Source organism: Halogranum roseipondis (assembly GCF_059695585.1).
In genome coordinates this window covers 2,170,446-2,193,303 of record NZ_CM185235.1, presented here as the reverse complement: position 1 = coordinate 2,193,303, position 22,858 = coordinate 2,170,446, and the positions used below count along the sequence as shown (strand labels likewise).

Here is a 22,858-nt window from a genome sequence, read left to right as displayed (position 1 = left end):
TCACTCGCCACGGCACTCGAACCATGACCAGCGTGAAGGAGTTCCGGATCGAGGAGGAACCGACCGCCGACTCGCTCGGCCGCGGTAGTTTCGTCTTCACCGACGACTACTCGGTGTTCGACTGGGGGACGATGCCCGACCAGATACCGGGGAAGGGGGCGTCGCTCTGTACGATGGGGGCGTTCAACTTCGAACTGCTCGACTTCAACCACGTCCCGACGCACTACCGCGGCGTCGTCGAAGAGGGGGAGACAAAAGACCTCGGCGAGTGCCGTAGCGCACCCACCGAGATGGCCATCGACCTCGTGCAGGTGCCGAACCTCCGCTACGTCGACGGCGGCTACGACTACGACGCCTTCTACGAGGAGATCGGCAACAACTACCTGATCCCGCTGGAGATCGTCTTCCGCAACACCGTCCCCGTCGGCTCCAGCCTCCGGAAGCGCGGCGCTCCGGCCGACTACGGGCTCGACTTCGACGAGTGGCCCGACGAGGTCGTCGACCTCCCCGCCCCCGTCGTCGAGTTCTCGACGAAGTTCGAGGAGCAGGACCGCTACCTGACTCGCGAGGAGGCCGACGAGATCTCGGGTCCCGCCTCCGTCGACCGACTCGAGGAACTCGCGCTCGCGGTCAACCACATCGTCACCGACCGCGCCGAGCGGACGGGGTTCGTCCACGAGGACGGGAAGATCGAGTGTTGCTACCACGACGGGGCGATCAAGGTCGCCGACGTGGTCGGGACGTTCGACGAGAACCGCTTCAGCTACGACGGCCAACAGGTGTCGAAGGAGGTCGTCCGCCAGTACTACAAGCGCGACCACCCCGAGTGGGTCGACGCCGTCGCCGCGGCCAAGGCCGACGTCGCCGACCACGACGACGTCGCCGACTGGCGTGAGCTCTGCGAGGTCGACCCAGACCCACTGCCCGACTCGGTCGTCGCGGCCGTCTCGGACCTCTACGCCGCCGGCGCGAACGCCTACACCGAAGACGAGTGGTTCGACGCGCCCACGCTCGACGACGCCGTCGACGCGGTCCGCGACCTGTAAGTCGCTTCCTGTAAGTCGCTTCTCTCAGTCTCTCCTCTCTCGGCGGTTCGTTCGTCGGACACCACTCCGCAGAGCGACTGCGCTCCCGTCTCGCCGACCGTCCCCGCGAGCGACCGATCTCTCACGACGACTCGACGAAACCTATCATAGTTTCATTTCGCCATAGAAGTCACGTAACGTGGCTAGTAGTAATTAACACCTGGAATAGCTGTGGTACAGACTTTTCTTACTGGTGTCTCCAGATGGAGTCGTCATGTCGTCAGAGACGCAGTCCGTCGAGGAGCGAAAGTCCGAGATCACGCGTCGTCACCGAGAGACGGCGGCGGAAGTCGTCCCCGAGTCGCTGTCGCTGTACGTCGGCGGCGAGTGGGTCGAGAGCGCCTCGGGAGAGACGTTCGAGACGCGCGACCCGACGACCGGTGACGTCCTCGCCGAGGTACAGGCGGGGAACGCGACTGACGTCGACGCCGCCGTCGAGGCGGCCTGGGAGGCGTACGACGAGACGTGGTCGGCGTACTCGGCGTCGGAGCGACAGCAGGTGCTCGAGACGATCGCCCGTCGCGTCGAGGAGAACGCTGAGGAGTTCGCGAAACTGGAGAGTCTCGACAACGGCAAGCCGATATCCGAGGCCCGCGTCGACATGGAACTGGTCGCGGACCACTTCCGCTACTTCGCCGGCGCGACCCGCATCAACGAGGGACGGACGGTGCCGACCGACCAGAGCCGCCACGTCGAGACGATCCGCGAACCGTACGGCGTCGTCGGCCAGATCATCCCGTGGAACTTCCCGCTGTTGATGGCGGCGTGGAAACTCGGCCCCGCACTCGCGGCGGGCAACACCTCTGTCATCAAACCCGCCGAGGAGACGCCGCTGACGCTACTCAAACTGATGGCGGAGGTCGACGACGTACTCCCGGACGGCGTCGTCAACGTCGTCCCCGGGTTCGGCCGCGAGGCGGGCGAACCGCTCTCGAAGCACCCCGACGTCCGGAAGATCGCGTTCACGGGGTCGACCGAGATCGGCAAACAGGTGATGAAGAACGCCGCCGACACGGTCACGGACCTCACGCTCGAACTCGGCGGGAAGAGTCCGCTCGTCGTCTTCCCGGACGCTGATCTCGACGAGGCGGTCGAGACGACGATCCTCGCCATCTTCTTCAACACCGGCGAGTGCTGCTGTGCCGGCTCTCGGCTGTTCGTCCACAGCGACGTCAAGAGCGAGTTCCTCGACAGACTCGCAGCCGCCGTCGACGACCTCACCGTTGGTGACCCGCTCGACGAGTCGACGCGACTCGGACCGAAGGTCACGCAGGAGCAGGTCGACCGGACGATGGAGTACGTCGAGGAGGCCCGCGACGCCGGGGCGACGTTCGTCACCGGCGGCGACACGCCGGAAGACGAAGCCCTCTCGGAGGGCTGTTTCGTCTCCCCGACGCTCATCGACGACATCGACCACGACAACCGCGCGGTCCAAGAGGAGATCTTCGGCCCCGTCCAAGAGGTGTTCGAGTGGAACGACTACGACGAGATGATCGCGCAGGCCAACGACGTCGACTACGGTCTCGCCGCGGGCGTCATCACGAGCGACCTCAAACAGGCGTACCAGACCGCCCGCGACATCGAAGCCGGGAACATCTGGATCAACCAGTACAACGACTTCCCGGCGGGGCAGCCGTTCGGTGGGTACAAGCAGTCCGGCATCGGCCGCGAGACGGCCTTCGAGGCGGTCGAACACTACACGCAGACGAAGACGCTCAACCTCTCGCTGTAGCGAGACAGTGAGCAGTTGACGGCGAGGTGCTCAGCCGACGACGTCCCGAACTTTCTCGACAGCTCTCTTCACGAGTTGTATCGTGCCGATGACCGTGAGCACGACTGCGCCGGCGACGACCGTCTGACCGACGACGTCGAACCGGGGGAGCAGACCGAGGCGGCTCCCGATGAGCAACACTGTCGCGCCGATCCAGACGAGATAGAGGCCGATACCGACGGCGGTGAGTTGCCGCCGGCGTTCGTTGGAGGGCCACATAGTCTGTCGTTCCGTTCGGACCCACAACTAGCTGTCGGGGAACTGTCGTGGCTTCGCAGTTCGGTCGGTCGGTCGACGTGGGGCTCTACACGTTCGGCCGAGCGTTACGACTGCGAATGCCGAGTTTGCGCTCGTCGAGACGGTGAGAAGAGTAGCCGACGCCGGTTCCCGGCCTTCAGTCGTCGACCGAGACCGGTTCTTCGATCTGTTCTTCGTCGTCTTCGTCGCCCCGAAGCACGTCCGCCTTCCCGTCGATGGGGCGGTCCGGCGTGGCGTCGATGGCGGCCTGTGACAGACCGAGCTGGTAGCGTTCGGCCTCGGTGTCGTCGCGCAGGTTGGTTCGGCCGCGGTGGACGGTCACGTCGCCGTTGAGGTGGAGCTGCACCGCCTCCAAGAGCGCCTCGGCCTCCAGCGGTTGGCCGCGCTGTTTGAGTTCGTCGCGCTCGATACCGTCGGGGACGTCGAGCGCCCGCTGGGTGATGATCGGCCCCTGGTCGAGGTCCGTCGTCACGTAGTGGGCGGTGACGCCCGTGACGCGGACACCCTCCTCGATCGCCTGTCGGTAGGCGGCCGCGCCGGGGAACGACGGCAGCAACGAGGGGTGGACGTTGATGATGCGGTCCTCGTACCGGAAGACGACGTTCGGGCCGAGGATGCGGATGTACCGCGCGAGGACGATGAGGTCGACGTCGTACGCTTCGAGGAGTTCGAGCAACTGGTCCTCGTCGGGCGACCCCTTCTCGTCGCCGACGTCGTGGAACGGGACGCCGTAGTGGTCGGCCAGCGGCTCCAGATGGTCGTGGTTGCCGATGACGACGCCGATGTCCGCGCCGAGGTCGCCGTTCGCCCACGCCTCGAAGAGGGCTTCGAGACAGTGGGACTCCTTCGTGACGAGGACGGCGATCTGTTTCGTCTCGCGGTCGGCGGGGAACCGCACCTGGATCTCGACGCCGAGGTCGTCGGCGAGTTCCGAGAGGGCGTCCTTGAGCGTCCCCTCCGTACACACCATCTCGGCGGTGTCGACGTGCATCGTCATCCGGAAGATCCCCTCCCGGACGGCCTGGTCGATGTCCTCGATGTTGATTCCGCGCTCGAACAGCAGGCTGGTGACCTCCGCGACGATTCCGGTCTTGTCCCCTCCGATGACCGTAATTTCGGTTAGTTCGCGTGTCATGCCATCACCTCCGGCTGTTCGAGCCTGGACATATCTCTGCTGGAGTAGAGGGAGGGATAAACCGCTGTCGTTTGCTACATGATTCGCACGCGAAGCGGTCCGAAAACAGACAGAAACGACGTTCGGTCGTCCGCCCGACAGAACTGACGTTCTGCTGAACTATATCTCCGCCACCGACGTCCGGGAAGACGAACAACGATGAACGCACACCTCGACTCCCCTGGGCCCGTCGACCCGCACCGCCGTCCGAACGCCGAAGCGATACTCGTGTCGACGCTGCTGGTCGCGCTGGTCGCGCTCGTCGTGAGTGCCGGTCAGTTCGCCGCCGCCGTGAGCGTGCTCTCGCTGCTCGGCGTCTGGTTCCTCGCGCTCGCGTCGCTCGTCGCTCTCGCGTTCGGCGTCGTCCGGGCCGTCGCGCTCGTCGCCTGAGTCGGGCGCGTCGGTTATTACACCGTCTCGCGTACCACCTGCATGACACTCGACACGACGGCCGCCCCGGAGGAAGTGTTCGCCCTCCTCGGCAACGAGATCCGGATGCAGATCCTCCAGACGCTGTTCGAAGACCCGTACAGACCGCTGGCGTTCTCCGCTCTCCGGGAGCGCGTCGGCGAGCGCGACAGCGGGAAGTTCAACTACCATCTCGGCAAACTCGTCGGCCGGTTCGTCCGCAAGACGGACGACGGCTACGAGCTCACCTTGGCGGGGTGGCAGATCGTCGGCGCCATGCTCGCCGGCACCTACACCAGTTCGGGTACGATCGACCCGATCGACCTCGACGTTGCCTGCCCGACGTGTGAGGGGACGGTCCGACTCACCTACGAGGACGAACGGCTGATCGTCGCCTGCGTCGACTGCGACGAACGACTCTCGTCTGCGGGGGTCCCCCCGGGCGTCATCGAGGGGTACGACCGCGAGGAGATCCCCGACGTCTTCGAGCGGTGGATGCGCGCGCTCGTCGACCAGGTCGAGCGTGGTTTCTGTGTCAGCTGCTCGGGTCGGATGGTCCCCACACTGCTCGTCGACGGCGAGGACGAACTGCTCGGTGCCGTCGACGAACCGTGCGTCAAGTACGACTGCCAGCGCTGTCCGGAGGTCGTCTCGCTCTCGCTCGGGTCGGCGCTGCTCAGCCACCCGCGCGTCGTCGGCTTCCACTACGACCACGGCGTCGACCTCCGGAACACGCGGACCTGGGAACTCGACTGGACGCGCCGCACGACCCCGGTCGTCGAGTCGCGCGACCCGCTCCGAGTCCGTGTCGACGTGACGCTCGACGACGACACTCTCACGCTCGTCGTCGACGACGCCCTCGACGTCGTCGACGTCGACGACTCTCGCGTCTCCGGCCCGTCCTGATACACAAACGTGCACAAGAGGGTGTATCCAAAAGTCCTATGATGCATGACCACGCACCCTCGACCGATGACCGCCTACACCGCGACGGTGACCGTCCGCCTGAAGCGCGGCGTCCTCGACCCGGAAGCGGAGACGACGAAGCGCGCGCTCGACCGCCTCGGGTTCGAACTCCAGGGGTTACGAGCGACCGACCGCTACGAGATCGACCTCGAGGCCGCCGACGCCGACGCGGCCGAGGACCGCGCGAGTGAGATGGCCGAGCGCCTGCTGGCGAACCCGACCATCCACGACTACGAGGTCGAGGTCGAGGAAGCCGAGTAATGACCTCACTCACAACTCCGTCGCTCGCTGCTCACACTCGCCACCGGGGGTGGCTCGCGTGACCGTCTCTGTCGTACAGTTCGGCGGCTCCAACTGCGACCGCGACGCGGTTCGCGCACTCGCCCACCTCGGCATCGACGCCGAACGCGTCTGGCACGAGGACGGCCTCCCCGAGGACGCTACTGGCATCGTGCTCCCCGGCGGGTTCTCCTACGGCGACTACCTCCGCGCCGGCGCGATGGCTGCCCGCTCCCCGATCATGAACGAGGTCCGCGAAGCCGCCGACGAGGGCGTCCCCGTCCTCGGCGTCTGCAACGGCGCGCAGATCGGCTGTGAGTCGGGGCTGACCGACGGCGTCTTCACCACGAACGAGAGCGCTCGCTTTCAGTGTGAACACGTCTTCCTCCGCGTCGAGAACGCCGACACGCCGTGGACCCGCGCCTACGACGAGGGTGACGTCGTCGAGATCCCCATCGCACACGGCGAGGGACGCTTCGAGATCACCGCCGAGCGATACGAGCGACTCGTCGCCGAGGACCGCGTGCTCTTCCGCTACTGCGACGCGGAGGGGAACGTCACCGACGAGGCGAACCCGAACGGGTCGACCGGCAACGTCGCGGGCATCCTCGGCGAACGCGACACGGTCGCCGTGTTGATGCCCCATCCCGAACGCGCGACGCTTCCGGACGTCGGCGGCACCGACGGACAGGGCGTGCTCCGCGGGTTCGGAGTCGACGAGTAGCCCGTCTCCCTCGCTCGCCGCTTACCGCTCCCTCCTCTCAGCTTTCGCCGAGCTCGTCGGGCAGCGTCGCGTCCTCGCTCGCGCGCTCGAAGAGGTCGGTCGCCCACTCGACAGCGTCGGCCGTCTCGTTCGTGACGATCCCCCGGATCGCGCCGGTGTCGCCGTAGACGAGTAGTTGAACGGCCGTCTGCCGGTCGTACTCGACGAGATGGAGACTGAACGGCGGTACGTCGCCGACGCGGAGATCGATACCCGCCTCGCGCATCGTCTCGACGTCGTCCGTGTGGTGATCGACGAACGCTCGCCAGAGCGACTGCGAGAGGATGCCTTCGACCGTCAGGCTCTCCGTCTCGACGCGCTCGACGACGGCGTCGAGATACTGGGGGTGGGGGAGTCCGTCCGACAGCGCTCGCAGTCGGTCGGCCCCCTCGAGACTCTCGACGAGTCGCTCGACGACCTCGTACGGCGCGACGTCGTCGGCGCGGTAGACGGTCGCCCCGCGGAACGTCCGGCCGTCGACCGGCGCGTCCAGCGGCAACTCCGCGAGGATGTCCTGCACTGCGACGGTGTCGTGTGTCGTCCGGACGAACTGTCGGTACTGTTCGGCGCTCACTCGCCCCGAAACTGTCGTCACGTACCCGTCTTCGGTCTGGTCGATCAACCCCGCGATCTGGAGGTCGCGGACGGCCCGGTCGACGGTCGACCGCGAGTACGGCAGCTCGTCGACGAGGCGGCGTTTACTCAGCGGCGACGCGGAGAGCCGTTCCAGAAAGTCGAGCCGTTTCGTGACGAGTCTCACCACCTCGGCCTCTCGTTCGTCCTCCTGCCATGTCATCGACGACCCTCTGTCGTCGGACAATGTTTTCTATCCACATTAATCTAGCTACTGACATACGAGACCGAGTGATCCATCTCGACGAGTCCGAGAGTCACCGGGCGCGACGGGCGTGGTCACAGCGGGGTCGGAGGGCGGTCGAACGTCGTCGCTTCGGAGGGTTACACGGTGACGTCGTACGGCGTGTCGGTCGCGAGCCACCCCTCCGGGTTCTCCTCCTCTCGGAGTTCGAGCCACCCGCCGGAACAGTAGATCGCCGTGCACCGAGTCGTGTTCTGCGTCATGGGGTCTGTCGACACGATCGACGTTCGTGTCCGCCGACCGTGTCTACGCCGCTCTACGTCGGCATCCCTCGTCACTACTCACTGCCTTCCGTTCCGACGCGGTGTGTGTCGAACTGGCACACCGACGGTAGTGACGGCCTACCCGCTCTGCGACGGAGGCGCGAGACCACCACAGACGGACGGGAAGGACGGTAGTCGCATCTTAACTCCCTTTATCGGGTTAGCGGCGCGCTGAAACTGCTCTCCTCGCTCATGACGAACTCCCACGTCGCCTCGCACTCGCAGGAGACCTGCTCGAACACGCTGGGATCCTGCCGGAGGTCGAAGTCTTTGATCGCCTTCTGGACGAGGTCGTCGCACTCCCCGCAGTTGTGGGGGCCGCGCTCGGAGCCGTGACCGACGGGGTCGGAGACGACGATGGCGTCGACGTCGGCGGTGTCTTCGAGCACCTCTGCGACCGACCAGAGCCACGGCGGACGGTAGCCGCCGCGGAAGAACAGGTCGTCGACCATCGTGTACCGCTGGACGTTACACGGGTTCATCGACACCGTGTGGGCGTACTCTGCACATCGGCGGATCGAGCGCTTCATGTCCTCGACGGCTTCCGGTTCCGAGAGGAACGGCGGCTTCATCAGGAGGTACGCCTTGATGCCTGCACCCGCCGCGTCGGCCTCCTCGCTCGCGGCGACGAAGTCCTCGAAGGCGAAGTACTTGTTCACGCAGTCCTTGCGAACGCGGTCCGTGGCAGTTTCGAGGCCGACGGCGACGTCCGTCGCCAGCCCTTGGGACGTGAAGTCAGCCAACTTCTCCTCGCTGACGAAGTCCGGCAGCGACTCGACGACGATGCGGTCGCGGTCGCCGAACGTCTCGGCGATGGCCCGGCGACTCTCCGCGCCGACCTCGCGCTCGTCGAGGAAGCTTCCGGAGGTGTAGATCTTGATGAGTCCCGACTTCTCGTCCGCGTTCTCCTCCTCGTGGTCGAGACAGACCTGAATCTGGTCCATCAACTGCTCGTGGGTGACGCTGCCGCCCTCGACCGATTCGGAGACGTAGCCACACATCGTACAGCCACCGGCGCGCGCCCAGCGACAGCCGCCGGTGTTGAGGATGATGGTCAGCGACTGGTAGACGCCGTCGGGCGTGTTGTCCTCGTCCAGCCAGACGCGGGTGGGTTCGTGCGGATCGTACGTCTTGTCCTTCTTCGCTCGGATGTCGCGCATCACCTTGTTGTGCGCGTCCATCCCGCGCCCCTGTTCGTACACTTCGGGACTCGGTTTGCTCATTGAGGGTGGCTATCCGGTCGGCGGGTAAAGCGCCTTCGTCTCGGGAGACGCCCCGGTGTGTCACAGTCGCACACGGAACTAAGCCCGTTCCGGACGTACTGGACGTATGCGACGGCGTACAGTTCTCGCCGGCGTCGCGGGGTTGTCGGGACTGACGGGACTCGCCGGATGCGCGCTGTTCCCTGCCGACGGGTGGAACCCGGAGGACGCTCGCGCGACACGGTCGACCGAGACGTTCGCGTCGTCAGAGACTTCGGCCCCGTACCGCGACAGCGACCCCAGTAACAACGTCGACCGTGCGCGATCGGTCCACGTCGAGAGCTGGACTCGACGCGAACAGTACGTCACCGTCGCCGTCGACGAGGGCGACCGGACGGTCGCGCTCCGGAACGCCACAGTCCCGGCGGGGGCGACCGTCTCACACGCCGACCTCGTCGCGAAACGGGGCAGCTACACGCTGACCGTCGACACCGAAGCAGGCGTCACCGCCGTCCGGGAGTTCGTCGTCAGCGAGGGGGTGGGCGACCTCACCGTCGTCCTCGGAGACGACGGCATCGTCACCCGTCAGACGGCCCGCTGTCGGCCCGGATGTCCGCCGCTCTCGACCGGCGGATTCGTCGCAGAGGTCCTTCGGCCGGAGACGACCGTCCGGCGGCAGGGGGTCGGACGACTCCTCGTCCACAACGTCGGGACAGAGACCAGACGAGTGCGGGTCCGACTCTGGTCCGACCGCGAGGCCATCGGCGGCGAGCGCCTACTCGACTATCGGTACCGGGTGCCCGTCGGGTTACGGCTCGTCCTCCCACTCGTCGGCGTCGGTGGGCGATACGAGGTCGCAGTCTCGGTCGACGACCGAACGCTCCGGCGACCGTGGCACGTTCCGGCGGAGTCGGTCGTCGAGTTCGAGGTGGGGACGGGAGTGTCGGCGGTCTGTGACGACGTCAGCGGGTGGTCGAGCCGAACATACGGCCCGTTCCGTCTCGCGGCCGTCGTCAACGGCGACGACGAGTCTCACCATCTGTTCGTCGCCGTCCACCACCGCGGCTCCGTCGTGCTCGACGCCCACTACGTGCTCGAGGCGGGCGAGACGGTCGACGTCGGATTCGAGACGTCCGCTCGCTCCGACGTCGAGCTGGTCGCACGCACCGGCGGAGGCGAGGACCTCGTGGCGACGTGGACCCACCGTCTGCCGTCGGGCAAACTCGTGTTGGTGGTCGACGGAGACGGTCGACTCCGAGCGTACACCGACCGTCGGAGGGCGGTCGACGCGTCGTGAGTGGTGGCGACGGGAGGAGGTGGACTTTTCAGGGTTCGCGGTAGAGGGTCTGTATGCGCCGTCGCGCCCTCCTCGCCGCTCTCACGGCCACCGCCACCGCCGGCTGTTCCGGTCTCACGGACTTCGGCGACGACACGCCCACGCCGCCGCCGCGGTCGACGTCCGGCACTCCCGGGACGCCCGAGAGCACCGACACCGCCGACGACCTCCCGTACCGCGGCGACGACGACGCCCGGACGGTCGAACCACAGGGCTTCTCCGTCCAGAACCAGACCGACCGCGAACGGTACGTCACCGTCGTCGTCGAACACGACGGCGAGACGGTGTTCGTCCAGAGCGAGACGATTCCCCCTCGCGCGTCCCCGTCGAACGGGCGGCGAGAGTACGCGAACCTGGTCGCCGCCGCCGGCGTCTACCGCGTCGTCGTCGAGACGGGCGACGGCGGTCGGACGGTCCACGACTGGATCGTCGGCCGCGACGTCGGTGGACTGTTCGTCGTCGTTGAGGAGGACTACGTCTGGAGTCGACAGCAGATCGGCTGCGACCCGACCTGCGGCCCCATCTCGCTCGGCGGCGAGGCCGTCGAGTCGTTGCCCTACGTGCCGGAGTCCGAGAAGGGCGAACGGACGCCCGACTACGGCACCAGCAACCTCGTCTTCGCGAACACCGGCGAGACGCCGAAGGAGGTCCACGCAGTCGCCGAGTTCGAGGGACGGACGCTGCTCGACTACCGGTACGACGTCCGACCGGGACTACAGGTCGCCGTCCCGCTCGTGAACGGGTCCGGCGTCGTCGACCTGACGCTCGAAGCCGACGGAACCCGAGAGCAGTACGAGTGGCACGTCCCCGAGGAGCAGTTCGTGTTCTCTGATCTCGCTGCGGGCGTCGGCGTCGACTGTCAGCTCCCGCGACAGTACCGAAACGAGACCGACCAGCCAGGAGTCTTCCTGCGCGGTGCACGCAACCGCTCGACTGCTTCCCGGACGCTGACCGTCACCGCCCGCGCAGACGGCGAACCGGCCGTGGACGAACAGTTCGAGTTGACGCCGGACACACGAACGCCGCTCGACCTCCGACTGCAGGCCGACGACAGACTCGACCTGACGCTCGAACTGACGACCGGTGACCAGGTGGCGGACGAGCAGGGCACAGCCGGGCAGGTCACCGACGCTCAGACGACCGACGAGCAGGCCACCGACGAGCGGGTGACCGCCGTCACCGCCCGGTGGACCGTCTGTCCGTCGCGGTCCCAGGAGTTCTCTGTCGACGTCGACGCCGACGGGGCACTCGCGCTCACCAGATGGGACCGTCCCGTCGCGACGAGCGACGGATGGACCGACGGTCGAGAGGAGGAGACGGACGCACCGACGACGGTGACGGCGGAGTCGGAGAGTACGACGGCGACGGGGACCCCGGCCGGAACGCCCGGGGGAACGCCCGAGACAGCGACGACCGGAACGCCCGAGGGGAACTCGACCGGCACACCCGAAACGACACCGACCGAGACGTCCGTGGACCGCTGACGCTCGTCGGAGGGCGACCACCGACGCGACGCTTTTGTACGCCGGGACCGACACACGACCGATGCATCGCCGGCGACTGCTGACGACGCTCCCGCTCGTGGCTGGCCTCGCTGGCTGTGGCGGACTCTCGCCCGACGCCGACGAGCGGACGTCGACGGGACGACCGACCGAGACGACGACCGGCGAGGCGCGCACACGGGCAGACGCTCGTCCGTCCTCGTCGACCGGGCAGTTCGTCTCCGTGAAGAACAGCCGTCCGTCGACGGTCTACCTCACGCTCGTCGTCGACGGCCCGACGGCGTTCGTCGAGAGTTTCGAACTCTTCCCCGGCGAGGAGGTCCGCCTCGACGACGTCGCCGCGCCTGATGCCGACCGCGACGTCGTCGTCGAGACGGCCGCCGGCGAACGCGCGAGCTTCCGGTGGCACGCCGACCCGGCGCTCGACGGACTCGCGACCTACCTGACGGCCGACGGCGTCGCGTTCTGGCGACACGCTCGCTGTCGCCCCGACTGTGCGCTCGCGCTCTCGGAGCGCGTCGACGCGGCCGACCTGCCGCTCGCCGGCGACGGGACGGGTCGGTGGTACGCCCCGGCGGCTGTCGTCGTCCAGAACCCCGCGTCGACGACGCGGACCGTCGACCTCGGGGTGTCGCTCCGCGAGCAGTCACTGCTCTCGACGCGCTACCGACTCCCGGGGGAGACACAGCTGTCGGTTCCGGTCGCGTACCGCAGCGGCGAGTACGCCGTCACCGTCGGCGGCGACGGGCGAGAGGTGACGAACGCGTGGCCCGTCCCGCAGGTGCCGGAGCGACACGTCCTGCTGGGCGAGTCGATCACGTTCGGCTGTGGTCCGGCGAACACCACGCTGACGCTGTCGAACCGCGACGCCGTCGCACACACGCTGACGGTCGCGCTCGTTCGCGAGAACCGGACGGTGTTCGAGCGTCGACTGTCGGTCGAGGCGGGGACCGACCGCCGACTCGTGCCGGTCGACGACTCGGGACCGTACGGTGTCACGGTCGAGACGAAACCGACGGAGTCGACGAGAGAGACGGAGTCGACGGCGACGACCGCGACGTGGTGGGCGTGTCCGCCGCGGGGACCGGCGACCGTGTTGATCGACGCGACGGGGAACGTCAGACTCCTCCAGGGTGGGCCACAGCCGGGGTGAGTCGTCCTACTGGTCCCGCGCGTCGACGTCGGCGTCTCGACCGCCGACCCCGTTCGCGTCGCCGTCGACGAACGGCGCGGACAGCCGACGCGCGAGGAGTCCCGACAGTCCGCCGAGAGCGGCACCGAGCCCGTTCGCCAGGGCGTCGGCGGGGTCCGTACTCCGTGCCGGGAGCGGCCCCTGGACGAGCTCGACGCCGACGCCGTAGACGGCCGCGAGGACGACGGCGGCGACGAGCGCCCGTCGGGGTCGTCGCGGCGGAACCAGTGCGAGAAAGAGGGTCGCCCCGAGCGCCGCGTAGGCGGCGGTGTGGAGCCACTTGTCGAAGCCGACCAGACCGAGCGGTCCGAGCGCGGGGACGCCGCCGCTGGGCGGCGTCACGACCGACGCGACGAAGAGGCCGCCCGCGACGACGGCGACGGCCAGCCAACGGAGCCACCGCGGGGGCGACGGGAGACGAGTCACGTTCGTGGAGTCGAAACTGCGTCTCATAAACGGTACGACACGCGTCCGACAGCTTTCGGCGGGCGAGCGTCGCTCGCGTCCGCGGCTCGTAACCAATATTGGTTACTCAACCGTGGCAACGACTAACGGTATTCGGACCCAACATAACCAACGTACATTACAATGACTTCACTGGGTGGCTTTCAGGACCACGTGGCACGGATCGACCTCTCCGAGGGCGACGTGCAGTACGAGGGTATCGACGAGGAGGACGCGAAGAAGTACATCGGCGCACGCGGCCTCGGTGTAAAGTACGTGTTCGATCAGGGTCACGACGTCGACCCGCTCGGACCCGACAACATGCTGGCGTTCATGAACGGCCCCCTGACGGGGTCGCAGGTGACGATGAGCGGTCGGATCGCGCTCGTCACCAAGTCGCCGCTGACCGGCACAGTCACCGACTCCCACCACGGGGGATGGAGCGGTGCCCGACTGAAGTGGTCGGGCTTCGACGGACTGCTGTTCACCGGCAAAGCCGAGAAGCCGGTGTACGCGCTCGTCGAAGACGGCAAAGTGGAACTCCGCGACGCCTCCGACGTGTGGGGGAAGGGCGTCCGCGAGACGATCGACACGCTGGGCGAGGAGGTCGACGGCGAGGTCGGCAAGAACCTCAGCGTGATGGCGATCGGCCAGGCCGGCGAGAACGAGGTTCGCTACTCCGCGGTCATCAACGAGGACGACCGCGCCTCGGGCCGCGGCGGCACCGGCTGTGTGATGGGGTCGAAGAACCTCAAGGCCGTCGTCGTCAAATCCGGCACGAGTATGCCGAAGCCGCAAGACCCCGAGACGTTCAAGGAGGGGTACCAGCAGGCGATGCAGCTCATCCGCGAGTCGGACGTCACCGGCCCGAACGAGGGCGGTCTCTCGGTGTACGGGACGAACGTGCTGATGAACATCGGCGAGGAGATGGACGGCCTCCCGACGAAGAACGGGAAGTACACGAGCACGGAGGCCTACCGCGACGCCGAGGGCGTCGACGTCGACGCCGAGCGCGTCTCCGGCGAGAACGTCCGCGAGAACATCCTCGTCGACGAACCGACCTGTCACTCCTGCCCGGTCGCCTGTAAGAAGGAGGTCGAGGTGAACTACACCCACAAGGGCGAGGAGATGAACGTCCGGACGGAGTCCTACGAGTACGAGTCGGCGTACGCGCTCGGCCCGAACTCGGGGCACACCGACCGCGACGCCATCGCCGTGATGATCGACCGCTGCAACGACCTCGGCATCGACACTATCGAGGTCGGAAACGTGATGGCCATGGCGATGGAGATGACCGAAGAGGGCAAACTCGACGGTCTCGGCGAGGGCCTCGAGTGGGGCGACCGAGAGGAGATGATCGACATGCTCGACAAGATCGCCGAGCGCGACGGCGAGTTCGCCGACCACCTCGCCGGCGGTGCGAACCACCTCATCGAGGAGTTCGACGCCGAGGAGAACTCGCTGGCCGTCAAGGGCCAGACCATCGCGGCGTACGATCCGCGCTGCCTGAAGGGCATGGGGATCGGCTACGCCACCTCGAACCGCGGTGCGTGCCACCTGCGCGGCTACACGCCGGCCGCCGAGATTCTCGGCATCCCGGAGAAGGTCGACCCCTACGCGTGGGAGGGGAAGGGCGAACTCACCGTCACCTTCCAGGACCTGCACGCCATCTCGGACTCCTTCGACATCTGCAAGTTCAACGCCTTCGCGGAGGGGATCGAGGAGTACGTGCTGCAGTACAACGGGATGACCGGGCTCGACGTCTCCGAGGACGAACTGCTGGAGGCGGGCGAGCGTATCTACAACCTCGAACGCTACTACAACAACCTCGTCGGCTTCGACGGCGAGGACGACTCGCTGCCGGCACGGTTCCTCGAGGACGGCATCCACGGACAGGGTGCCTCCGAGGGCGAGTACTGTGAGCTCCCCGAGATGAAAGAGGAGTACTACGAGACTCGCGGCTGGGTCGACGGCGTCGTCCCCGACGAGAAGCTCGACGAGCTCGGTATCGACGTCGGTCCCGGTACGGGCGTCAGCTCCGGCGGCGACTCGCAGGCTCCGGCCGACGACTGATCCAACCCGGCCACCGATCACGATTTCTTTCGAGACGGCTACGCCAGCGGCACCACGAACCGGAGGAGCCACAGCACCCCCATCCCGACGGCGATAGTCGCGAAGACGTTCTCCGTCCGCCAGGCGACGGCGGCGGCGACGAGGCCGGCAAGCAGTCGGTCCTGGCCGAGCGTCCCGACGAGCGTCGACTGCACCGTCACGAGTTCCGGGACGACGAGCGCCGCGAGGACGGCCGCCGGCACGTACGCGAGCGCGCGCTCGACGCCCGGCGGGATGTCGTCGAGTCGGCCGAACAGCGCGATGAACGAGAGCCGGATCGCGTAGGTGATCAGGCCGATGGCGAGGATGACCCCCCACACCGCCGTCGGTCCGTAGCTCGTCGTCATCGCCGCGCCTCCGTGAACAACCCGGCGGCGACGCCGACGACCGCGGCGAGGATCAACCCGAGGTTGAACGGGAGTCCCGCGCCCGCGACGGCGACGACGCCGGCGGCGGCCCCGGCGGCGAGCGACTCCCTGCTCTTCAGCGCCGGCACCAACAGCGCGAGGAAGACGAGCGGCACCGCGAACTCCAGACCCCACTCGTCGGGGACGCCCGCGCCGACGACGACGCCGACGACCGTCCCGACCTGCCAGACGGACCACAGCGCCAGCGACACGCCGAGATAGTACCACCGCTGACCGGTGTCGTCGTGGTCGTACCGGGCGACGGTGAGTGCGAACGCCTGGTCGGTGAGGAAGTACGCGAGCGTCGCCCGCACGCGGCCGGCGGCGGTCCGGAAGTGCGGGGCGATCGACGCCGAGTACATCAACATCCGGAGGTTGATGACGGCGGCGGTGAGGACGACGACGGCCAGCGGCGCGTTCGACCCGATGAGGTCGAGTGCGGCCAGTTGGGAGGCACCGGCGAAGACGAAGACTGACATCCCCAGCGCCTGCAACGTCGACAACCCGGCGTCGGCGGCGGCGACGCCCGCGACGAGCGCGAACGGGACGATGCCGAGGAGGAGGGGCAGCGAGTCGCGAACTCCCGTCGAGAACTCAGCGGAGAGTCGGTCCATAGCAGGAGAGGGACGCCGGCCCGTGAAACTACTGTCTATCCGGCAACTCCGTCCGCCGGGCGGGGCCGTGTCGACGGTGGCGTCGCCGTCGCCGAAGCTACTCCGCCTCGACTCCGACGACGACGGCCGAGCGGATCTCCAGCGCCGTCTCGAACTCCTCGCGTCGGTCGAGTCGCTTGGCGACGCGCCGAAGCTGTTCGGTGTGTGCGCGCTCGACAGCGTCGGTCTCTCGGCGGTCGAAGCCGAGCCGTCGGCCGATCTCCTCCCAGTGGTCGCCGGGGACGAGGAACGTCGCCCGCTCGTCGTCCTCGGCGACGAGTTCGAACTCCCGGCGGTAGTCGTCGAGCTGTGGACCGAGCTCCTCCTGCACGCGTTCGAGCAGTTCCGGCAGTCGATTCGGCGAGACGCTCGCTTTCGCGGCCGTCAACACGAGCAGTTGCCCCTCGATCGGGATCGTCGTCACGTCAGCCTCCGGCGCGCATCGCCTTCTGTGAGAACCGCTCGACGAGGTCGTCGAGCGTCCCCTCCACCCCTTCGAAGACGATCGTCACCTCTGTCAGCGAGACGGTCGGACCGACGCCGACCTTCTCGCTGGAGAGGGAGGCCCGCCAGTCGTCGCCGGCGACGGTGTCCTCCTCGACCTGTTCGCCGCCGAGTTTCTCGAGGTAGTGGACCGCGAGTCGCTGCGAGATGCCGCGAAACGCCTTCTCGCGGGTGACAGTGTCGCTCATCGGCCACCCGCGACGGGCGGGAAGACGCTGAGTCTGTCGCCCTCTTCGAGTTCGGTCTCGATGCCGGCCATGTGGAGCACCTCGCGTCCGTTCTTCAGCACGTTGATCTGTGGCTTGAGATCGCCGTTCTGAAGCAGCTGTCCCTCGAGTCCGTCGAACTCGGTCTCGAGTGCTCTGAGGACGTCTCCGACCAGTGCGCCGTCGTCGTACTCCCGCTCGATGGTCTTCGACCCGACCGCCTCCCGGAAGGTAGCGAAGAACCGCAGTTCCAGTCGCATACCGTTCGATGGGTCCGCTTGGATAAAAAAGGGCGCGGCGTCAGCGGGTTTGGCGCACGACCGCCAGCGCGACCACGACGGCGACGGCGCCCGCCAGGAAAGAGACGACGCCACCGGTGACGCCGGCCCCGAGCACTGCCCTCCACGCCGACGCGGTCGGCCGGGCCGTCCCGTCCGTTCGACCCGTCGACGGCGTCGCCGACTGCTTCGCCGCCGACGACGACGTCTCGTCGTCGACGACGGCCGTGGTCGTAGCGAGCGTCCGGCCCTCGAGCGACACCGACACGTTCAGCGCCACCCCCGGTCGGACGTCCGTGAGATCGAGTCGCTCGTCGAACCGACCGTCGGCGTCCAACTCCGTCTGCAACGAGAACAACACGGGCCGCGGCCCGTCGTCGTGGAGTCGAACCGTGATCTCCGTCCCCGGCGGGAGGTCGACCCGTCCCGAGAGTCGGCCGTCCTGCCGCCGCTGGAGGCAAGCGGTGTCGTCTCCAGTGGCACCGTCGAGACGAACGTCGACGTCGGCCGCGTCGTCCGTGACGGTCCAGGCGCACGACGAGAGGTTCGCCCCGGAGACGTGGGTTCTGAGCACCCCCGTCCCCTCGTCGACGGCGACGGCGTTGTCGTCGTAGACGAGCACGTACCGACCGTCGAGCGACGCCGTCGGGACCGTGGTGACGCCGCTGGCGTCGAGCGTCACCGTCTCGACCGGTGGGCCGAGCGTCCCGTCTGCGTGGAGGGGGTGGACGGTGAAGTTACGGTCGGTCCGCGAGATCTGTCGCAGTCCGGCGTCGAGCGACTCCTCGACGACGTGCGACCCGTCGAAGTAGAGCGTCTGTCCCTGCCAGACGGCCCGATCGGAGTCGAGGCGGGCGTCGTGGGGGGTGGTCGGTTCGACTGCGGTCGCGCCGCCGGCGGCGACGAGCGTCGCGAGGGCGACGGCGGTGACGAGTCCGAGTGTGAGTGGGCGTATCATCGGGGACCAGGGTCGACTGTGATGGGAGGGAGGGGTGGAGGAGCGGTTCGAGGAGTCTGTTCGTGTCGACTGGTCAGGTGCCCGTCACATAGTTGTTACTCCCTCCGTCGACGGGACGCAGAAAAACGAACGGCGTGGTGATGTGCCGACGCAACGGCGGTCAGGCCGGTTGGTACGGCGGCGACTCAGACCGGATGACCTCGCTCAGGTCGTGCATCTCGTCTTCCAGCAGCATGACGAAGTCGTCGAGCGTGATGATACCCGACAGTTTCCCGTCTTCGACGATGGGCATCCGGCGCACGCCGTGTTCGCGCATCGCCCGACAGAGTTCGAAGACGCCGTCGTCACAGGTGAACACGTCCGTGTTCATCACCTCCGAGGCGGGCGTCGTCTTCGGGTTCTTTCCGGCACCCACGGCGTTGAGACAGATGTCGCGGTCCGTGACGATGCCGATCGGTTCGTCGTTCTCCTCGATGACGACGCTGCCGACCGTGAACTCGTTCATCAGTTTCGCGAGGTCCTGACACGACGTGTCACGGTCCGCCGTCACCAGCTCTTCTTTCGGTCGTACGATGTCCTTGAGGGGCATGACTGGAGTGGCGAGACTCCTCTCGCCGGGGCCACGACGCGGTCGTCGTGACGCTATAGTAACGAGTGCACGTCATCACTCACCCGACCGCACGCTGTCGTGCGGTCGGGCGAGTAGACAGTTGCACGAGCTACTATAGAACTATCGCTCAAAAGCGGCAAATAGCTGAGTGCTCGAAACCCGTCCTGTCGTCGTCGACAGTTCGGACGCGTTCGGTGTTCCCGGCAGTCGGTCTGGGCGTCCGCTCGGACGACCCGACCTCAGCGGTCGCCGAACCGGATGCCGTCCTCGACGAGGCGGGCGTTGCGCTCGCGGTCGAGGCGTTCGGCGAGCCACTCGACCTCGTAGAGTTGGGCGACGAGGTCTGCCTGCAGGTTGCGCCACGCGATGGCGTAGATCGGCGACTGCCCCCACGCGCGCAGCTCCGGGACGAACTCGTCGTAGGTCTCGTAGTTCTCCTCGAGCTGTTCGAGCGCGTCGGCGACGGCGCCGACGGCCTCCTGTTCGTCTCCTGTCTCCGCTATCGCTCTGTTGATGCTCGCCTCGATCCCTTCGACCGCGCGCATCATGTCCTGCTCTGCGGCCTCGCTGCCCTCCGGCAGCGAGTCGAGGATCGGCTGTGGGACGCCGAGTGAGATCTCGTCCATGTCGGCGAGATTGGTCCCACCGGACAAAAAGGCGTGGGAGGGCCGACCGTCAAGCGCTGGTCTCGGACGGCAGCCGCCCCGGGACGAGGAGGAGACCGACGCCGCAGAGCGCGAGCAGGTTCAGTCCGGCGAGCAGGAGGTACCCCCCGGTGTAGCCGCCCGTGACGTCTCTGAGCGCGCCGGTGACGGCGGGGACGACGAGCGCCGCCACGTTGCCGGCGGCGACCATCGTCGCGATCGCCGTCCCCTCGCGGTCGGTCGCGGCCGCGGCGAGCGCGTAGGTCGCCCCGAACGGCAACGACACCGCCACCATCGCGAGCAGCGGGAGGACGAGCACGAGCGTCGTCCCGGATCCGACTGCGAGCGCGCCGAATCCGAGTGCGGCGACCGCCGTCGACCCGGCGACGAGTCCCTCGTCGCTCACGGGCCACGTCCACACCGCGGTGCCGCCGACGACTCGGCCGACCGTCGCCATCACCAACACCGCGGCGTTCAACGGGCCGACCACGCCGAGGTCGGCGTAGTAGGCCGTGATGAACGTCGAGAGCGTGACGTACGAGGAGATGATCGCGACGTAGCAGAGCGAGGCGACGGCGACGACCGGATGGGTGAGGACGCTCCGGACCGACGCCGCCGCGGTCGACGTCGTCGCCGGGACCGTCGCGTCGGTGTCTCGGTGCCGCCACACCAAGACGAGTCCGGGCAGCGCGAGCACCGCCCCGAAGGCGTTCAGCCCGACCGAGAGAGAGACGAGCGTCGGCGCAGCGAGGAAGCCGACGGCACCGCCGAGCGTGAGCATCCCGCCGTAGATGCCCTGTTCGCGCGTCGCCGTCCCGCCCGTCGCGAGTCGCGAGATCTGTGTCGCCCCCACGCTCAGGACGAACCCGCCCGTCAACCCCCACAGGAAGCGGAGGGCGAACAGCGCCGCGAACGTCGCGACGAGGTCGAGCGCCACGGCGAGTATCGCGTGGACGACCGTCCCCCAGAGCAACAACCGCGTCGCCGACCAGCGGTCGAGCAGTCGACTCGTCGGGGCCTGTGCGACGACGAACGCGCCGAGCGCCGCGCTCATCAGCAGACCGAACGCGGTGAACCCCACACCCAACTCTCGCATGAGCGCGTCGGGCACCGCCGCGTAGGCGAAGAGCACGTAGCCGACGGTGCCGACGACGAGATGGGGCGCGAGTCGGAGGCCGCGGGGGACGCTCATCGGGAAGTGATCTACTTCTCCTCGACGTGGCGGACTTCAGCGGCGATACCCCGCGTCGACTCGGCCATCTCCGGGCCGGACATCTCCGCACGCCCGACGGCGAACGCCTTGGGTCCCTCGACGACCACCTCGTCGCCGACGCGGATGTCGGCGTCGGCGTCGACGACGCCCGGCGCGAGCACCGATCCGTGCGGCGCGAAGTTGTCGATCTCGACGCGCTTCGTCGGGGCGTCGCTCTCGACCCAGTGTCGCGCCCCCTTCAGCGTGAACGAGAGTACGCCGTACTGCGGCACCATCGCGGCGAGCTGGTCGCCCTCCCGGTTCCTGATCTGCAGTTTCGGATAGCGAGAGGTGGTCTGAATCTCGCTGTCCTCCCAGAGCGCGTCGCCCGCGCCGTCGCCGAACTGGTAGTCGGCGATGGCTTTGATCGTGTTGTACTCCCGTTCACGCTTCGTGAACTTCAGTTCGCCGTCGAGCGTCGACATCAGGTTACCGATGGACTCGGTCGTCGTCGGATGATCCTCGACGGTGTACTCGAACTCCAGCCCCAACTCGCTCTCGACGCGCTCGCAGATGTCGCGGTAGCCGTGTTCCGGCACGTGTGCGACGACGCGCGGATACTCGTTGCGCTGGAGGTAGCGTTTCAGCACCTCGGCGACGAACTCCTTCTCGTCTTCCGACCAGCGACCCGTCACGACGGAGTCGTAGTGCTGCGCCGGGTAGGTGAGTTCGAGCTCTTGGGGGACGACGCCGATGGGCGACGTCATCGAGACGGTGTGGGCGCGGAACTGGATCGCGTCGTGGTACTGCGCGTGGCTCTGCGACTCGCTGTAGGGTTTCTTCGCCGAACAGGGGACGAGCACGAGCGGGTTCTGGAACCGGTTCGTGTACCGGTTCGTCACGCGCTCGGCGAACCGCTGGATCTCGACGCGGCGGATGGAGTCCGACGTCGCCGCGGCGAGTTCGGTGTCGCGGATGACCGGCGTGCGCTCCTCGAGATAGCCGTACTGCTGGTCGAGTTCGCGGAAGGCGGCGGTGAGCCACTGGTCGTGGCGAGCCTGTCCCTCGATGTAGTCGCGGAGGCGACCGTCGCGGATGCGCCGCCGGACGACGGCGAGCTCCGTCCGCAGCGCGTTGGCGTTGTGTTCGGCGCAGTCGCGTCGCGTGAACTCCTCACGCGGCGTCTGACAGGCCGCACAGGAACAGGGGAGTTCGTCGAGGTCCTCGAGGAAGTACTCGTTCTCGCTGGTGAGGTACATCCCTTCAAGCCCCTTCACGCGGGCGAGTTTGGCGTCGAGGAGGTCGACGCCGGCGTAGACGAGCGTCGCGGCGTTCAGCGGCGTCGCTACGCCCGAGAGGTAGAGCGCAGTGTCCGCCGGCAGCGACTCCTTCGCTCGGACGATCGCGTCTTTGAACGCGGCGGCGTGGCCGACGAACCCTTGGGAGTCCGAGAGGACGTAGGCGTCGGTGCCGACGTCGCGAGCGGCGTCGCTGGCGACGACGGCGGCGCTCGGGTAGTCGACGTCGGGGTAGTCGACCCGGAACGACTCCTTGACCTCGTCGGCGGTGCCGGCGGGGAACGCTCGGTGCGGGAGGACGGTGAGCACCGAGTCGTCGCCCGCCGGAACCTCGCGCTCTTCGCTCCAGAGGCTGCCGGCGTCCTCGACGTGGTCGTCCGCGAGCGCCGGCGTCGTCACCGGCGACGAGAGGCGGAGTTCGCCGATGCGGGCCGCCCCGTCCCGCGAGAGAACCTCGAAGTAGTCGGTCATGTGGA

The 22,858-nt window shown here is 67.6% G+C and carries 26 protein-coding genes; 10 read left to right on the top strand and 16 right to left on the bottom strand.

Annotated elements, in window-relative coordinates:
• Positions 1-23: 23 nt before the first annotated feature.
• Positions 24-1,046 (top strand): phosphoribosylaminoimidazolesuccinocarboxamide synthase, encoded by a 1,023-nt coding sequence (locus EOHIBHHM_RS11390; protein WP_497250635.1) that lies wholly within the window; start codon positions 24-26, stop codon positions 1,044-1,046.
• Between the two features lie 253 nt (positions 1,047-1,299).
• A complete protein-coding gene (locus EOHIBHHM_RS11385) occupies positions 1,300-2,817 on the top strand; it encodes an aldehyde dehydrogenase family protein (protein WP_497250633.1) in 1,518 nt (505 codons plus the stop codon).
• Positions 2,818-2,847: 30 nt separating this feature from the next.
• Here the strand turns inward: EOHIBHHM_RS11385 and EOHIBHHM_RS11380 are convergent, their stop codons facing one another.
• Together EOHIBHHM_RS11380 and EOHIBHHM_RS11375 are read right to left on the bottom strand one after the other, a co-directional pair.
• Positions 2,848-3,075 (bottom strand): hypothetical protein, encoded by a 228-nt coding sequence (locus tag EOHIBHHM_RS11380; RefSeq protein ID WP_497250631.1) that lies wholly within the window; start codon positions 3,073-3,075, stop codon positions 2,848-2,850.
• Between the two features lie 175 nt (positions 3,076-3,250).
• Positions 3,251-4,249 carry a formyltetrahydrofolate deformylase gene (locus tag EOHIBHHM_RS11375; protein WP_497250629.1) on the bottom strand — a complete coding sequence of 333 codons (999 nt, stop codon included), beginning with the start codon at positions 4,247-4,249 and terminating at the stop codon, positions 3,251-3,253.
• A 198-nt stretch (positions 4,250-4,447) separates the two neighbouring features.
• Between EOHIBHHM_RS11375 and EOHIBHHM_RS11370 the strand changes: the two genes are divergently transcribed.
• The 4 genes from EOHIBHHM_RS11370 to purQ all read left to right on the top strand — a co-directional run bounded on the left by EOHIBHHM_RS11370 (position 4,448) and on the right by purQ (position 6,665).
• Positions 4,448-4,678 carry a hypothetical protein gene (locus EOHIBHHM_RS11370; RefSeq protein WP_497250627.1) on the top strand — a complete coding sequence of 77 codons (231 nt, stop codon included), beginning with the start codon at positions 4,448-4,450 and terminating at the stop codon, positions 4,676-4,678.
• 42 nt (positions 4,679-4,720) lie between these two features.
• Positions 4,721-5,602 carry a DUF7351 domain-containing protein gene (locus EOHIBHHM_RS11365; protein ID WP_497250625.1) on the top strand — a complete coding sequence of 294 codons (882 nt, stop codon included), beginning with the start codon at positions 4,721-4,723 and terminating at the stop codon, positions 5,600-5,602.
• A 66-nt stretch (positions 5,603-5,668) separates the two neighbouring features.
• On the top strand, positions 5,669-5,923 hold the full coding sequence (gene purS / locus EOHIBHHM_RS11360; RefSeq protein ID WP_497250623.1) for a phosphoribosylformylglycinamidine synthase subunit PurS: 255 nt from the start codon (positions 5,669-5,671) through the stop codon (positions 5,921-5,923).
• Between the two features lie 58 nt (positions 5,924-5,981).
• Positions 5,982-6,665, top strand: a complete 684-nt coding sequence (gene purQ / locus EOHIBHHM_RS11355; RefSeq protein WP_497250621.1) for a phosphoribosylformylglycinamidine synthase I — start codon at positions 5,982-5,984, stop codon at positions 6,663-6,665.
• Between the two features lie 37 nt (positions 6,666-6,702).
• Here purQ and EOHIBHHM_RS11350 read toward each other — a convergent pair whose 3' ends face one another.
• From EOHIBHHM_RS11350 to EOHIBHHM_RS11340, 3 genes are all read right to left on the bottom strand, one after another.
• Positions 6,703-7,500: a helix-turn-helix transcriptional regulator gene (locus EOHIBHHM_RS11350; protein WP_497250619.1), complete on the bottom strand. Its 798-nt coding sequence runs from the start codon at positions 7,498-7,500 to the stop codon at positions 6,703-6,705.
• A gap of 161 nt (positions 7,501-7,661) precedes the next feature.
• Positions 7,662-7,784 carry a hypothetical protein gene (locus EOHIBHHM_RS11345; protein WP_497250617.1) on the bottom strand — a complete coding sequence of 41 codons (123 nt, stop codon included), beginning with the start codon at positions 7,782-7,784 and terminating at the stop codon, positions 7,662-7,664.
• Between the two features lie 212 nt (positions 7,785-7,996).
• Positions 7,997-9,067 (bottom strand): archaeosine biosynthesis radical SAM protein RaSEA, encoded by a 1,071-nt coding sequence (locus EOHIBHHM_RS11340; protein ID WP_497250615.1) that lies wholly within the window; start codon positions 9,065-9,067, stop codon positions 7,997-7,999.
• A 106-nt stretch (positions 9,068-9,173) separates the two neighbouring features.
• Between EOHIBHHM_RS11340 and EOHIBHHM_RS11335 the strand changes: the two genes are divergently transcribed.
• The 3 genes from EOHIBHHM_RS11335 to EOHIBHHM_RS11325 all read left to right on the top strand — a co-directional run bounded on the left by EOHIBHHM_RS11335 (position 9,174) and on the right by EOHIBHHM_RS11325 (position 13,037).
• Positions 9,174-10,343, top strand: coding sequence for an Ig-like domain-containing protein (locus tag EOHIBHHM_RS11335; RefSeq protein ID WP_497250613.1), 1,170 nt, complete (start codon positions 9,174-9,176; stop codon positions 10,341-10,343).
• 53 nt (positions 10,344-10,396) lie between these two features.
• Complete coding sequence (locus EOHIBHHM_RS11330; protein WP_497250611.1) at positions 10,397-11,866, top strand: Ig-like domain-containing protein; 1,470 nt, start codon at positions 10,397-10,399, stop codon at positions 11,864-11,866.
• A gap of 61 nt (positions 11,867-11,927) precedes the next feature.
• The gene (locus EOHIBHHM_RS11325; protein WP_497250609.1) at positions 11,928-13,037 is read left to right on the top strand and encodes an Ig-like domain-containing protein; all 1,110 of its coding nucleotides are present in this window, start codon (positions 11,928-11,930) and stop codon (positions 13,035-13,037) included.
• A 6-nt stretch (positions 13,038-13,043) separates the two neighbouring features.
• On the opposite strand, the gene EOHIBHHM_RS11320 is transcribed toward EOHIBHHM_RS11325, so the two are convergent.
• The gene (locus tag EOHIBHHM_RS11320) at positions 13,044-13,502 is read right to left on the bottom strand and encodes a VanZ family protein (protein WP_497250607.1); all 459 of its coding nucleotides are present in this window, start codon (positions 13,500-13,502) and stop codon (positions 13,044-13,046) included.
• A gap of 162 nt (positions 13,503-13,664) precedes the next feature.
• Between EOHIBHHM_RS11320 and EOHIBHHM_RS11315 the strand changes: the two genes are divergently transcribed.
• Positions 13,665-15,593, top strand: coding sequence for an aldehyde ferredoxin oxidoreductase family protein (locus EOHIBHHM_RS11315; RefSeq protein ID WP_497250605.1), 1,929 nt, complete (start codon positions 13,665-13,667; stop codon positions 15,591-15,593).
• A gap of 38 nt (positions 15,594-15,631) precedes the next feature.
• Here the strand turns inward: EOHIBHHM_RS11315 and EOHIBHHM_RS11310 are convergent, their stop codons facing one another.
• The 10 genes from EOHIBHHM_RS11310 to arcS form a co-directional block, all read right to left on the bottom strand.
• The gene (locus tag EOHIBHHM_RS11310; protein ID WP_497250603.1) at positions 15,632-15,979 is read right to left on the bottom strand and encodes an AzlD domain-containing protein; all 348 of its coding nucleotides are present in this window, start codon (positions 15,977-15,979) and stop codon (positions 15,632-15,634) included.
• Positions 15,976-16,653: an AzlC family ABC transporter permease gene (locus tag EOHIBHHM_RS11305; protein WP_497250601.1), complete on the bottom strand. Its 678-nt coding sequence runs from the start codon at positions 16,651-16,653 to the stop codon at positions 15,976-15,978. Before EOHIBHHM_RS11305 ends, EOHIBHHM_RS11310 begins: the two co-directional genes overlap by 4 nt.
• Positions 16,654-16,750: 97 nt before the next feature.
• Positions 16,751-17,116 (bottom strand): DUF8048 family protein, encoded by a 366-nt coding sequence (locus tag EOHIBHHM_RS11300; RefSeq protein ID WP_497250599.1) that lies wholly within the window; start codon positions 17,114-17,116, stop codon positions 16,751-16,753.
• 1 nt (position 17,117) lies between these two features.
• Positions 17,118-17,384 (bottom strand): MoaD-like domain-containing protein, encoded by a 267-nt coding sequence (locus EOHIBHHM_RS11295; RefSeq protein ID WP_497250597.1) that lies wholly within the window; start codon positions 17,382-17,384, stop codon positions 17,118-17,120.
• Positions 17,381-17,662, bottom strand: a complete 282-nt coding sequence (locus EOHIBHHM_RS11290) for a ubiquitin-like small modifier protein 1 (protein WP_497250595.1) — start codon at positions 17,660-17,662, stop codon at positions 17,381-17,383. The genes EOHIBHHM_RS11295 and EOHIBHHM_RS11290 overlap by 4 nt, the downstream gene beginning before the upstream one ends.
• A 40-nt stretch (positions 17,663-17,702) precedes the next feature.
• On the bottom strand, positions 17,703-18,638 hold the full coding sequence (locus tag EOHIBHHM_RS11285; RefSeq protein ID WP_497250593.1) for a BGTF surface domain-containing protein: 936 nt from the start codon (positions 18,636-18,638) through the stop codon (positions 17,703-17,705).
• A gap of 160 nt (positions 18,639-18,798) precedes the next feature.
• Positions 18,799-19,227, bottom strand: coding sequence for a CBS domain-containing protein (locus tag EOHIBHHM_RS11280; RefSeq protein WP_497250591.1), 429 nt, complete (start codon positions 19,225-19,227; stop codon positions 18,799-18,801).
• Between the two features lie 260 nt (positions 19,228-19,487).
• Entirely contained in the window at positions 19,488-19,874 is a 387-nt protein-coding gene (locus tag EOHIBHHM_RS11275) for a DUF7971 family protein (protein WP_497250589.1), read from the bottom strand.
• A gap of 49 nt (positions 19,875-19,923) precedes the next feature.
• Complete coding sequence (locus EOHIBHHM_RS11270) at positions 19,924-21,084, bottom strand: MFS transporter (protein ID WP_497250587.1); 1,161 nt, start codon at positions 21,082-21,084, stop codon at positions 19,924-19,926.
• An 11-nt stretch (positions 21,085-21,095) separates the two neighbouring features.
• On the bottom strand, positions 21,096-22,853 hold the full coding sequence (gene arcS, locus EOHIBHHM_RS11265; RefSeq protein ID WP_497250585.1) for an archaeosine synthase subunit alpha: 1,758 nt from the start codon (positions 22,851-22,853) through the stop codon (positions 21,096-21,098).
• Between the last annotated feature and the right edge of the window lie 5 nt (positions 22,854-22,858).

Bases quoted from the DNA above. Each gene is read 5' to 3' on its own strand.
- EOHIBHHM_RS11305 (WP_497250601.1), bottom strand. From the start codon at position 16,653: ATGGACCGACTCTCCGCTGAGTTCTCGACGGGAGTTCGCGACTCGCTG.
- EOHIBHHM_RS11315 (WP_497250605.1), top strand. From the start codon at position 13,665: ATGACTTCACTGGGTGGCTTTCAGGACCACGTGGCACGGATCGACCTC.
- EOHIBHHM_RS11310 (WP_497250603.1), bottom strand. From the start codon at position 15,979: ATGACGACGAGCTACGGACCGACGGCGGTGTGGGGGGTCATCCTCGCC.
- arcS (WP_497250585.1), bottom strand. From the start codon at position 22,853: ATGACCGACTACTTCGAGGTTCTCTCGCGGGACGGGGCGGCCCGCATC.
- EOHIBHHM_RS11385 (WP_497250633.1), top strand. From the start codon at position 1,300: ATGTCGTCAGAGACGCAGTCCGTCGAGGAGCGAAAGTCCGAGATCACG.
- EOHIBHHM_RS11275 (WP_497250589.1), bottom strand. From the start codon at position 19,874: ATGGACGAGATCTCACTCGGCGTCCCACAGCCGATCCTCGACTCGCTG.
- EOHIBHHM_RS11340 (WP_497250615.1), bottom strand. From the start codon at position 9,067: ATGAGCAAACCGAGTCCCGAAGTGTACGAACAGGGGCGCGGGATGGAC.
- EOHIBHHM_RS11335 (WP_497250613.1), top strand. From the start codon at position 9,174: ATGCGACGGCGTACAGTTCTCGCCGGCGTCGCGGGGTTGTCGGGACTG.
- EOHIBHHM_RS11350 (WP_497250619.1), bottom strand. From the start codon at position 7,500: ATGACATGGCAGGAGGACGAACGAGAGGCCGAGGTGGTGAGACTCGTC.
- EOHIBHHM_RS11345 (WP_497250617.1), bottom strand. From the start codon at position 7,784: ATGACGCAGAACACGACTCGGTGCACGGCGATCTACTGTTCCGGCGGG.
- EOHIBHHM_RS11375 (WP_497250629.1), bottom strand. From the start codon at position 4,249: ATGACACGCGAACTAACCGAAATTACGGTCATCGGAGGGGACAAGACC.
- EOHIBHHM_RS11285 (WP_497250593.1), bottom strand. From the start codon at position 18,638: ATGATACGCCCACTCACACTCGGACTCGTCACCGCCGTCGCCCTCGCG.
- EOHIBHHM_RS11380 (WP_497250631.1), bottom strand. From the start codon at position 3,075: ATGTGGCCCTCCAACGAACGCCGGCGGCAACTCACCGCCGTCGGTATC.
- EOHIBHHM_RS11370 (WP_497250627.1), top strand. From the start codon at position 4,448: ATGAACGCACACCTCGACTCCCCTGGGCCCGTCGACCCGCACCGCCGT.
- EOHIBHHM_RS11280 (WP_497250591.1), bottom strand. From the start codon at position 19,227: ATGCCCCTCAAGGACATCGTACGACCGAAAGAAGAGCTGGTGACGGCG.
- EOHIBHHM_RS11325 (WP_497250609.1), top strand. From the start codon at position 11,928: ATGCATCGCCGGCGACTGCTGACGACGCTCCCGCTCGTGGCTGGCCTC.
- EOHIBHHM_RS11390 (WP_497250635.1), top strand. From the start codon at position 24: ATGACCAGCGTGAAGGAGTTCCGGATCGAGGAGGAACCGACCGCCGAC.
- EOHIBHHM_RS11290 (WP_497250595.1), bottom strand. From the start codon at position 17,662: ATGCGACTGGAACTGCGGTTCTTCGCTACCTTCCGGGAGGCGGTCGGG.
- EOHIBHHM_RS11365 (WP_497250625.1), top strand. From the start codon at position 4,721: ATGACACTCGACACGACGGCCGCCCCGGAGGAAGTGTTCGCCCTCCTC.
- EOHIBHHM_RS11270 (WP_497250587.1), bottom strand. From the start codon at position 21,084: ATGAGCGTCCCCCGCGGCCTCCGACTCGCGCCCCATCTCGTCGTCGGC.
- purS (WP_497250623.1), top strand. From the start codon at position 5,669: ATGACCGCCTACACCGCGACGGTGACCGTCCGCCTGAAGCGCGGCGTC.
- EOHIBHHM_RS11295 (WP_497250597.1), bottom strand. From the start codon at position 17,384: ATGAGCGACACTGTCACCCGCGAGAAGGCGTTTCGCGGCATCTCGCAG.
- EOHIBHHM_RS11330 (WP_497250611.1), top strand. From the start codon at position 10,397: ATGCGCCGTCGCGCCCTCCTCGCCGCTCTCACGGCCACCGCCACCGCC.